Source organism: Streptococcus sp. HMSC078H03, assembly GCF_001808655.1.
In the GTDB taxonomy this organism is placed as follows: domain Bacteria; phylum Bacillota; class Bacilli; order Lactobacillales; family Streptococcaceae; genus Streptococcus; species Streptococcus salivarius_G.
In genome coordinates, this window is record NZ_KV794114.1 from 158,854 (window position 1) to 167,699 (window position 8,846).

3 protein-coding genes are annotated in these 8,846 nt (G+C 33.8%); all 3 read left to right on the plus strand.

Translation table 11 applies throughout. The features are described from left to right. Complete coding sequence (locus tag HMPREF2607_RS08220; protein ID WP_037602138.1) at window positions 1-786, plus strand: ABC transporter permease; 786 nt, start codon at window positions 1-3, stop codon at window positions 784-786. Between the two features lie 38 nt (window positions 787-824). Further along, entirely contained in the window at window positions 825-1,286 is a 462-nt protein-coding gene (locus tag HMPREF2607_RS08225; protein ID WP_037602136.1) for a GNAT family N-acetyltransferase, read from the plus strand. 683 nt (window positions 1,287-1,969) lie between these two features. Next, complete coding sequence (locus HMPREF2607_RS08230) at window positions 1,970-8,464, plus strand: S8 family peptidase (RefSeq protein ID WP_070476668.1); 6,495 nt, start codon at window positions 1,970-1,972, stop codon at window positions 8,462-8,464. Window positions 8,465-8,846: the final 382 nt, after the last annotated feature.

Below are 8,846 nucleotides of genomic sequence, written 5' to 3' on the forward strand. Positions count from 1 at the left end.
ATGAAAAAATATCAACGCATGCATCTGATTTTTATCAGACAATACATCAAGCAAATCATGGAATACAAGGTTGATTTTGTAGTAGGTGTCTTGGGAGTCTTTCTGACTCAAGGTCTGAACCTCTTGTTTCTCAATGTTATCTTTCAACATATCCCATCCTTAGAAGGTTGGACTTTTCAAGAGATTGCCTTTATCTATGGATTTTCCTTGATTCCCAAGGGATTGGACCATCTCTTTTTTGACAATCTCTGGGCCTTAGGTCAACGACTAGTTCGAAAAGGGGAGTTTGACAAGTATTTGACTCGTCCTATCAACCCTCTCTTTCATATTCTGGTTGAGACCTTTCAGATTGATGCCTTGGGTGAACTTTTGGTCGGTGGCATTCTATTAGGAACAACAGTAACTAGCATCGCTTGGACTCTTCCAAAATTCCTGCTTTTCCTAGTTTGTATTCCTTTTGCGACCTTGATTTACACTTCTTTAAAAATCGCAACAGCCAGCATCGCTTTTTGGACCAAGCAGTCAGGTGCCATGATTTACATTTTCTATATGTTTAATGACTTTGCCAAGTACCCGATTTCCATTTACAATTCGCTCCTTCGTTGGTTGATCAGTTTTATCGTGCCATTTGCCTTTACGGCTTACTATCCTGCTAGTTATTTCTTGCAGGGTAAGAATGGGCTCTCTAATATCGGTGGTTTGATTCTGATTTCCCTTGTCTTCTTTTTCATTTCCCTCAAACTCTGGGATAGGGGCTTGGATGCCTACGAAAGTGCTGGCTCGTAAGGGGGAAAGTAAGACTAAAATCAAGAAAGGAACTTATGATGTTTACAATTGAAGAAGTCAAGGATGAAGATCAAAAAATGGCAGTTGTTGATGAGGTTTTAAAGGATTTGCCAGAATGGTTTGGAATACCTGAAAGCACGCAAGCCTACATCGAAGGAGCCAAAGATTTGCAAGTTTGGGCAGCCTATCAGGAGAGTGATTTGACTGGATTTGTAAGCTTGTCCTATTCTAGTGAAGAGTGTGCAGAGATTGATTGTCTCGGCGTAAAAAAAGCTCATCAAGGTAGAGGAATTGGGAGTCAATTGCTTGCTACTTTAGAAAGTGAAGCACGCAAACAAGTAGACTACCTACAGGTAAAAACAGTAGCAGAAGGCTCTAATAAAGATTATGATCGAACAAATGTCTTTTATCGAAGTGTTGGTTTTAAAAAATTAGAGATTTTTCCTCAACTATGGGATCCCCAGAATCCTTGCCAGATTTTGATAAAGAAAATCGTTTAAAACTTCCTGACAAAAAATTGAGAGTGCCATACTATAAAAGTGTTAGCCAATTTAGCTCAGTTGGTAGAGCAAGGCACTCGTAAAGTCTAGGTTATAGGTAGATAAACGACTGAGGATTTGAAAAAATAGATATGTAGAAGATAACCGTTAAGTCTTATTATTAGCGGTTTTTTATATTGTTTAATAGCGCTGATATTTCATTAATGATGTTTGACTTTGTGATGTTGCTAGTGCTTTAAGTTGATTGCTACTATTTTTGATGGTGTGAATGTTCTGATAATGTACCCCAGCTAACTACGAAAGTTTTGACTCTATGTTTTTAACGCTTGTTAAAAAATAAATTAATGTAGGTTAATTTTTCTTGACTTAAATTTTTTAAATGATATACTATTTTTCTGGAGAGCTAACAATTATATATAAATGTACTACTCTATTTCCTAGATAATACTTATACTCGATGAAAATCAAAGAGCAAACTAGAAAACTATCCGCAGGTTGCTCAAAGCACTGCTTTGAGGTTGTAGATAGAACTGACGAAGTCAGTAACCATACATACGCTAAGACGACGTTGACGCGGTTTGAAGCGATCTTCGAAGAGTATTAGTAAAACTTTTTATAACAAATGCTAGCAAAGTTAAAGTTTACTATCTATTGGAAGTTAAATAAATATGTAAGGAATTAAAATGAAAAAAAGTACAGTATTGTCATTAACCACAGCTGCAGTTATTTTAGCAGCATATGTCCCTAATGAGGTAATCCTAGCAGATACACCTAGTTCTGAAGATTCTTTAAAAATATCTGATAAAGAAACAGTAATAGGTAAACAAAACGAAAACAAAGAAAAACTTGAAGATATTCATAATCTTATAGAAACTTCAAAGGATACTGAAGAAAAGAAAACAACAATTATTGAGGAAAAAGAATTTGTTAGTAAAAATCCTGTGATAGACAATAACACTAGCAATGAAGAAGCAAAAATCAAAGAAGAAAATTCCAATCAATCCCAAGGAGATAAAGCGGACTCGTCTGCAAGTAAAGACCCAGAAAGTCCCAAAAAAGAGGATAAACTTGTCTATATTGCTGAATTTAAAGATAAAGAATCTGGAGAAAAAGCAATCAAGGAACTATCAAATCTTAAGAATACAAAAGTTTTATATACTTATGATAGAATTTTTAACGGTAGCGCTATTGAAACAACCAAAGATACTCTGGACATAATTAAACTAATAGAAGGTATTTCATCGGTTGAAAGGTCACAAAAAGTCCAACCTATGATGAATCATGCTAGAAAAGAAATTGGAGTTGAAGAGGCAATCGATTACCTAAAATCTATCAATGCACCATTTGGGAAAAACTTTGATGGTAGAGGTATGGTCATTTCAAATATCGATACGGGAACGGATTATAGGCATAAGGCCATGAGGATTGATGATGATGCTAAAGACTCAATGAGATTTAAAAAAGAAGACTTAAAAGGTACTGATAAAAATTTCTGGTTGAGTGATAAAATCCCTCATGCTTTCAATTATTATAATGGTGGTAAAATTACTGTAGAAAAAGCTGATGATGGAAGCGATTATTTTGATCCACATGGGATGCATATTGCAGGGATTCTTGCGGGAAATGATACTGAAAAAGATATTAAAAACTTTAACGGAATAGATGGAATTGCTCCTAATGCACAGATTTTCTCTTATAAAATGTACTCTGACGCAGGATCTGGCTTCGCAGGAGATGAAACAATGTTTCATGCTATTGAAGATTCGATCAAACACAATGTCGATGTTGTTTCGATATCATCTGGCTTTACAGGAACAGGTCTTGTAGGTGAGAAATATTGGCAAGCTATTAGAGCATTAAGAAAAGCAGGCATTCCAATGGTTGTAGCTACGGGTAACTATGCGACTTCTGCTTCAAGTTCTTCATGGGATTTAGTGGCAAATAATAATCTGAAAATGACCGACACTGGAAATGTAACACGAACTGCAGCACATGAAGATGCGATAGCAGTCGCATCTGCTAAAAATCAAACAGTTGAGTTTGATAAAGTTAACATAGGTGGAGAAAGTTTTAAATACAGAAATATAGGTGCCTTTTTCGATAAGAATAAAATCATAACAAATGAAGATGGATCAAAAGCTTCTAGTAAATTAAAATTTGTATATATAGGCAAGGGGCAAGACAAAGATTTGATAGGATTGGATCTTAGAGGCAAAATTGCAGTAATGGATAGAATTTATACAAAGGAGTTAAAAAATGCTTTTAAACGTGCAACGGATAAGGGTGCACGTGGCATTATGGTTGTAAATACTGTAAATTACTACAATAGAGATAATTGGACAGAGCTTCCAGCTATGGGATATGAGGAGGATGAAGGAACTACTAGTCAAGTTTTTTCAATTTCAGGAGATGATGGTGTAAAGTTATGGAACATGATTAACCCTGATAAAAAAACTGAGGTTAAAAGGAATAATAAAGAAGATTTTAAAGATAAATTGGAGCAATACTATCCAATTGATATGGCAAGCTATAATTCTAATAAACCGAATGTAGGTGACGAAAAAGAGATTGACTTTAAGTTTGCACCTGACACAGACAAAGAACTGTATAAAGAAGAGATCATCGTTCCAGCAGGGTCCACATCTTGGGGACCAAGAATAGATTTACTTTTAAAACCAGATGTTTCAGCACCCGGTAAAAATATTAAATCCACTCTCAATGTCATTAATGGGAAATCAACTTATGGTTATATGTCAGGGACTAGTATGGCAACTCCAATCGTGGCAGCTTCTACTGTTTTGATTAGACCAAAATTAAAGGAAATGCTTGAAAGACCTGTGTTGAAAAATCTTAAGGGAGATGACAAAATAGATCTTACAAGTCTTACAAAAATAGCCCTACAAAATACTGCACGCCCTATGATGGATGCAACTTCTTGGAAAGAAAAAAGTCAATACTTTGCATCACCTAGACAACAGGGAGCAGGGCTAATTAATGTTGCCAATGCTTTGAGAAATGAAGTCGTAGCTACTTTTAAAAACACGGATTCTAAAGGTTTGGTAAACTCTTATGGTTCTATTTCTCTTAAAGAAATAAAAGGAGATAAAAAATATTTTACAATTAAGCTTCACAATACATCAAACAGACCTTTAACCTTTAAAGTTTCAGCATCTGCTATAACTACAGATGCTCTAACTGACAGACTCAAACTGGATGAAACATACAAAGATGAAAAATCTCCAGATGGTAAGCAAATTGTTCCAGAAATCCACCCAGAAAAAATCAAAGGAGCAAATATTACATTTGAGCATGACACTTTCACTATAGGTCCAAATTCTAGCTTTGATTTAAATGCGGTTATAAATGTTGGGGAGGTTAAAAACAAAAATAAATTTGTAGAATCATTTATTCATTTTGAGTCAGTGGAAGAAATGGAAGCTCTGAACTCCAACGGGAAGAAAATAAACTTCCAACCTTCTTTATCGATGCCTCTAATGGGATTTGCTGGGAATTGGAACCACGAACCAATCCTTGATAAATGGGCCTGGGAAGAAGGTTCAAAATCAAAAACAATGGAAGGTTATGATGATGATGGCAAACCGAAAATTCCAGGAACCTTAAATAAGGGGATTGGTGGAGAAGGTATAGATAAATTTAATCCAGCAGGAGTTATACAAAATAGAAAAGATAAAAATACAACATCCCTAGATCAAAATCCAGAATTGTTTGCTTTCAATAACGAAGGGATCAACGCACCATCATCAAGTGGTTCTAATATTGCTAAAATTTATCCTTTAGATTCAAATGGAAATCCTCAAGATGCTCAACTTGGGAGAGGATTAACACCTTCTCCACTTGTATTAAGAAGTGCAGAAGAAGGATTGATTTCAATAGTAAATACAAATAAAGAGGGAGAAAATCAAAGAGACTTAAAAGTCATTTCGAGAGAACACTTTATTAGAGGAATTTTAAACTCTAAGAGAAATGATGCAAAGGGAATCAAATCTTCTAAGCTAAAAGTTTGGAGCGACTTGAAATGGGATGGACTCATCTATAACCCTAGAGGTAGAGAAGAAAATGCACCAGAAAGCAAGGATACCAAAGATCCTGCTACTAAGATAAGAGGACAATTTGAACCGATTGCAGAAGGTCAATATTTCTATAAATTTAAATATAGATTAACTAAAGATTACCCATGGCAGGTTTCCTATATTCCTGTAAAAATTGATAATACAGCCCCTAAGATTGTTTCGGTTGATTTTTCAAATCCTGAAAAAATTAAGTTGATTACAAAGGATACTTATCACAAGGTAAAAGATCAATACAAGAATGAAACCTTATTTGCGAGAGATCAAAAAGAACATCCTGAAAAATTTGACGAGATTGCAAACGAAGTTTGGTATGCAGGCGCCGCTCTGGTTAATGAAGATGGAGAGGTTGAGAAAAATCTTGAAGTAACTTATGCAGGTGAGGGTCAAGGAAGAAATAGGAAACTAGACAAAGACGGAAATACTATTTATGAAATTAATGGTGCAGGAGATTTAAGAGGAAAAATCATTGAAGTCATTGCATTAGATGGATCTAGCAATTTCACAAAGATTCATAGAATTAAATTTGCTGATCATGCTGATGAAAAGGGGATGATTTCCTATTATCTAGTAGATCCTGATCAAGATTCATCTAAATACCAAAAGCTTGGCGAGATTTCCGAATCTAAATTTAAAAATTTAGAAAATAGAAAAGAGGATAGTCTTAAAAAAGATACAACTGAGGAAGAAAATCATCAAGAAAATGAAGAGTCTATCGAAGAAAAATCAAGCTTGACTATTCATAAAACTATTTCAACAATTAGAGATTTTGAAAGTAAAGACTTAAAGAAACTCATTAAAAAGAAATTTAGAGAAGTTGATGACTTTACAAGTGAAACTGGTAAGAGAACAGAGGAATACGATTATAAATACGATGATAAGGGAAATATCATTGCTTATGACGATGGTAGTGCCTTACAATATGAAACTGAAAAACTTGACGAAATCAAATCAAAAATTTATGGTGTTCTAAGCCCGTCTAAAGATGGACACTTTGAAATTCTTGGAAAGATAAGTAATGTTTCTAAAAATGCCAAGGTATATTACGGCAATAACTATAGATCTGTAGAAATCAAAACGACTAAGTATGATTCCCACTCAAAAACGATGACATTTGATTTATACGCTAATATTAATGATATTGTGGATGGATTAGCTTTTGCAGGAGATATGAGATTCTTTGTTAAAGATGATGATCAGATAAAAGCTGAAACTAAAATTAGAATGCCTGAAAAAAATAAGGAAACTAAAACAGAATATCCCTATACATCAAGTTATGGGAATGTAATAGAATTAGGAGAAGGTGATCTTTCAAAGAACAAACCAAACAATTTAACGGAAATGGAATCTGGTAAAATCTATTCTGATTCAGAAAAACAACAATATCTGTTAAAGGATAACATCATTCTAAGAAAAGGCTATGCACTAAAAGTGACTACCTATAATCCTGGAAAAACGGATATGTTAGAAGGAAATGGAGTTTATAGCCAAGAAGATATAGCAAGAATACAAAAGGCCAATCCTAATCTAAGAGTCCTATCAGAAAAAATAATTTATGCTGATAGTAGAAATGTTGAAGATGGAAGAAGTACTCAATCAGTATTAATGTCGGCTTTGGATGGCTTTAACATTGTAAAATATCAAGTGTTTACCTTTAAAATGAATGATAAAGGGGAGGCAATCGATAAAGATGGAAATCTTGTAACAGATTCTTCTAAACTGGTATTATTTGGTAAAGATGATAAAGAGTATCATGGGGAGGATGAGTCCAACGTAGAAGCTATAAAAGAAGATGGCTCTATGTTATTTATTGATGCAAAACCAGTAAATCTTTCAATGGACAAGAACTACTTTAATCCATCTAAATCTAATAAAATTTATGTACGAAATCCAGAATTTTATTTAAGAGGTAAGATTTCTGATAAGGGTGGTTTTAACTGGGAGTTGAGAGTTAATGAATCGGTTGTAGATAATTATTTAATCTACGGAGATTTACACATTGATAACACTAGAGATTTTAATATTAAGCTTAATGTTAAAGACGGTGACATCATGGACTGGGGAATGAAAGACTATAAAGCAAACGGATTCCCAGATAAGGTAACAGATATGGATGGAAATGTTTATCTTCAAACTGGCTATAGCGATTTGAATGCGAAAGCGGTTGGAGTACACTATCAATTTTTATATGATAATGTTAAACCAGAAGTAAACATTGATCCTAAGGGAAATACTAGTATTGAATATGCTGACGGAAAATCTGTAGTCTTTAATATCAATGATAAAAGAAATAATGGATTCGATGGTGAGATTCAAGACAAACATATTTATGTAAATGGAAAAGAATATAAATCATTTGATGATATTAAACAACTAACAGATAAGACACTAAACATTAAGATTGTTGTAAAAGATTTTGCAAGAAATACAACCGTAAAAGAATTCATTTTAAACAAAGATACGGGAGAGGTAAGCGAACTAAAACCTCATACGGTAACTGTGACCATTCAAAATGGAAAAGAAATGAGTTCAACGATAGTGTCGGAAGAAGATTTCATTTTACCTGTCTATAAGGGTGAATTAGAAAAAGGATATCAATTTGATGGCTGGGAAATTTCTGGTGTCGAAGGGAAAAAAGATGCTGGCTATGTTATTAATGTATCAAAAGATACTCTTATAAAACCTGTATTCAAGAAAATAGAGGAGAAAAAGGAGGAGGAAAATAAACCTACTTTTGATGTATCGAAAAAGAAAGATAACGTGCAAGAAAATCATAGTCACTTAGATGAAAATTACAAAAAGGAGGATTTACAAAGAGAAAATCATTCACACAAATCTGATTCAACTAAGGATGTCACAGCTAAAGTTCCTGATGAAAATGATAAAAACTTTGAAAATAAGAAGGAAGTTTATCTTAATGAACCAGAGAACATAGATAATAAACATACCAATATTGATAGTAAATCAACTACTAACAATGATAGGTTGCCAAAAACCGGAACAGTTAGCGAAGTCTTCATGTCATTAGTTGCCGGAATAATGTTTACCTTAGGTGCGTTTCTTGGATTAAAGAAAAAAGATCAAGATTAAGACAAAGCTATAGAAAAATGGTTTGTGTACTGAGATAGTGTGATGATGAAACAGTTTTGTGAAAATAGCCATTTATAACTCAATTATTTAGTTTACTTTACTATTGATACTCTTTTTGGATTTATTAATGTACTTAGTTTCGACAACTAATGAATTGATTGAAAGGGTTAGTATTGACAATATTGGTCATATTAATTAGAAAATAGAGTCTATCAAAATTTAAAGGCTAATAGAGGTGATGAGATAATTTCAAGGAATTAAGTAGCGTTTGGTTGCTTAATTCCTTTTTATTATGTGACTATTAGTCCGTTTCGCTCCTAAGGTGCGAAACAAATAAACCACCCGCTATTGATATGCCCCCTGTCAAGTAGACAGGTTAAAT